Genomic DNA, 2,824 nt, shown 5'->3' with positions numbered 1-2,824 from the left:
GTACGCATCCGGTGAGGACCGCGGCTACTGACGGTTTGCTGGGGGTTTTGGCATCTTACTTGCCGAGGAAGGCCTCGACGCCTTCTTGAGCGAGCACATCGCGGAATGCAGCATCGGCATCGCGGTCGGTGGGGAATAGATTGTCCCAGACCGTCGAGGTGCCGTGCTCGTTGACGACCTCGAGGGACCAACCACGTTCGGTGGCGAGCCGCACGATGTTGATGGTCAGCCGTACGCCCGCCTGTTCGATGGACCGGCAGAGAGAGGATTCAATCAGTTCGGGTTGCGGGTCAAATTCCATGCCGTGATGCTATGAGGTCACGGCTCCAGCTTCAACGCTGTTGGTTTCCAATTCCATGGGAGCAGATCGCCAAGCCGATTAGCCGGATGACCGGCGATGCGGGCAAGGACGTCGGCGAGCCAAGCCTGGGGATCGAGGTCGTTGAGGCGACAGCTTTGAATGAGTGAAAACATGATGGCGGCGCGCTGACCGCCGCGATCGGAGCCGCAAAATAGCCATGCTTTCCGCCCGAGTGGCACACAGCGTAGCGCCCGTTCCGCTGCGTTGTTCGTGAGGCATACCCTGCCATCGACGAGGAAGCGGGTGAAGGAGTCCCAGCGCCGGAGCATATAGTTGATAGCCTTGGCGAGATCATGGTTACGCGACAGCTTGGCGAGTTGGGCGTTCAACCAGTCGTGCAGTTCGGCGATCAGTGGCGCGCTCAACTCCTGACGGGCGGCAAGCCGCTCCGCTGGTGTCTTGCCGTTGATACCGCGCTCAACGTCGAACAGGGCGTCCAGCTTCTGCACCGCCTTCAGCGCAATCGGATAGATCGGGCCAGTCCGCTCGCCGCGGCTCTTCTTGCGCGCAGCGCCCTCGACGTCAGCAAGTTCGAAGAACTTCCTGCGCGCGTGAGCAAAGCATCCTGCCTCCAGGATGAGACCAGGCTGGCGGTTGGGAGCGTACAGCTCAAAATAGCCCGCATAGGCATCAGCCTGCAGAATCCCGGACCAGGACGCGAGGTGCGCCTGGGGATGTTCCCCGCGCCGGTCGCGCGAATAATAGAAAACCACCGCCGGCGGATCGGCGCCGCCGAACGGGCGGTCATCCCGGACATAATCCCATAATCTACCGGTATCGGTCTTGCCCTTGGCCATGACCGGCACGGTGGTATCGTCGCCATGCACGCGCTCGGCGGCAAAGACATGGGCCTCGATCAGCCGAAAGATGGGCATCAAGGCGAAGGACGCCGCACCAACCTGATCGGCAAGCGTGGAGACGCTCAGCGGCACGCCTTCGCGAGCGAAGCGCTCCGCCTGGCGGTTGAGCGGCTGGTGCTGCCCATACTTCTCGAACAGCAGCATGGCGAGGAAGCTTGGCCCTGCCCAGCCACGCGGCACGACATGGAATGGCGCGGGCGGCTGCGTGATCTTCTCGCAGTCACGGCAGGAGAACTTCTCGCGTACGGTCTGGATGACCTTCCAGGCACGCGGGATTACCTCCAGCGTCTCGGTTACATCCTCGCCCAGCTTCGACAGGCGCATGCCGCCACAGGCCGGACAGGAACAGGGCGCCGGAACGACGACGCGGTCGCGGGGCAAATGGTCGGGGAACGGTTTTTTAACTGGCCTCTTGCGCTCAAAGGCGGTGACGTTCGTCGCCTTTGTCGCGGCGGTCTCGGCGGCCAGATTATCTTCGGCGGCGTCGGCCTCCAAATCTTCGAGCTCAAACTCCATCTGCGCAAGAAGCCGGCGGGTGCGTTCGGCGCTGGGGCCGTACTGCTCGCGCCTGAGCTTGGCGATCTGCAACTTGTAGTGCGAGATCAACGCCTCGGTGGCGCTCTCCCGGGCACGGGCATTGGCCAGTTCTGCTTCAGCGCTCGTGGCCCGCTGTTCGGCTTCATCGGCGCGCTGCGCACTGAGCCGTACCAACGCCTTGAGCGCTTCGATATCGTCAGGCAGGGGCGAAACGGCGGCGTCCACAACTTGGATGGAATCATAGAAAACCTCCCGGATGAAGCGGAAAATGCAGCCTCCGCCGAGAAAATCTGCGCCTATCCTGCGCTCTGTGGGCGCCAGCTATATTGCGGGTTCCGCCAGTCCACTCCGTCGAGCAGACAGGCCAGCTGTGAGCTCGTCAGCGACACCACGCCGTCCTTCGCGGCGGGCCAAATGAACTTCCCTCGTTCCAATCGCTTCGAATATAACGACATCCCCAGGCCGTCGTGCCAGATTATCTTCACAAGCGCCCCGCTGCGCCCGCGAAAGACCCAAAGATCGCCGGCAAATGGGTCTCGCGAGAAGCTCTGCTGCACCATTGCTGCCAAGCTCTGCATGCCGCGCCGCATATCTGTGTGGCCCATCGCAATCCACACCCGCGCGCCAGCTGGGATCATCGCAGGGCCTTGAGCGCTGCCGACACCAAGGCAGCTGGTGCCGACGCAGATATGCTCACGCGCCCTTTGCCACCCAGATCCACGATGATTACCGGCATTGCGGCCTGGTGCGCATTCTGCTGTTCGCCATCGTCAACCACCGCCTGGGCGAACTCCGTCAGGGCGGGCGGCTGCCGCAGCTTGTTGCGCCACGTGTAAATGCGCGCCGTGGAAATATCGTGCCGACGCGCCACAGCCAAAACGCTGGCCCCAGGCGCAAAGGCTTCTGCCAAAATCTGGAGCCGTTCCTCGTCGCTCCAGCGCCGCCGCCGTTCCGGCCCAGTCATCACCGTGATCTGCCGCATCCACTGCTCCTAAGCGTGCTCTCGAGAGCGTTCTTAAGAGCAGGCCCCTACCTCACGACAAGGCGCGTCTCGCCGGATGCATAC

The 2,824-nt window shown here is 62.8% G+C and carries 4 protein-coding genes; all 4 read right to left on the bottom strand.

All coding sequences use genetic code 11. The features are described 5' to 3' along the window. Nucleotides 1-55: 55 nt before the first annotated feature. Nucleotides 56-301, bottom strand: a complete 246-nt coding sequence (locus ACODTA_RS30260) for a hypothetical protein (protein ID WP_019052496.1) — start codon at nt 299-301, stop codon at nt 56-58. A 17-nt stretch (nt 302-318) separates the two neighbouring features. After that, nucleotides 319-1,983: an IS66 family transposase gene (gene tnpC, locus ACODTA_RS30255; RefSeq protein ID WP_019052497.1), complete on the bottom strand. Its 1,665-nt coding sequence runs from the start codon at nt 1,981-1,983 to the stop codon at nt 319-321. 71 nt (nt 1,984-2,054) lie between these two features. Continuing rightward, entirely contained in the window at nt 2,055-2,396 is a 342-nt protein-coding gene (gene tnpB / locus ACODTA_RS30250; RefSeq protein ID WP_019052498.1) for an IS66 family insertion sequence element accessory protein TnpB, read from the bottom strand. Continuing rightward, a complete protein-coding gene (gene tnpA / locus ACODTA_RS30245; protein WP_019052499.1) occupies nt 2,393-2,740 on the bottom strand; it encodes an IS66-like element accessory protein TnpA in 348 nt (115 codons plus the stop codon). Before tnpA ends, tnpB begins: the two co-directional genes overlap by 4 nt. Nucleotides 2,741-2,824 lie beyond the last annotated feature (84 nt).

The sequence above is a fragment of the Sphingomonas sp. FG14 genome (assembly GCF_057809675.1).
This window is presented reverse-complemented; position numbering and strand designations above follow the sequence as displayed.

Coding starts and splice junctions, on each gene's coding strand:
- tnpB (WP_019052498.1), bottom strand. CDS start 2,396: ATGATCCCAGCTGGCGCGCGGGTGTGGATTGCGATGGGCCACACAGAT.
- ACODTA_RS30260 (WP_019052496.1), bottom strand. CDS start 301: ATGGAATTTGACCCGCAACCCGAACTGATTGAATCCTCTCTCTGCCGG.
- tnpA (WP_019052499.1), bottom strand. CDS start 2,740: ATGCGGCAGATCACGGTGATGACTGGGCCGGAACGGCGGCGGCGCTGG.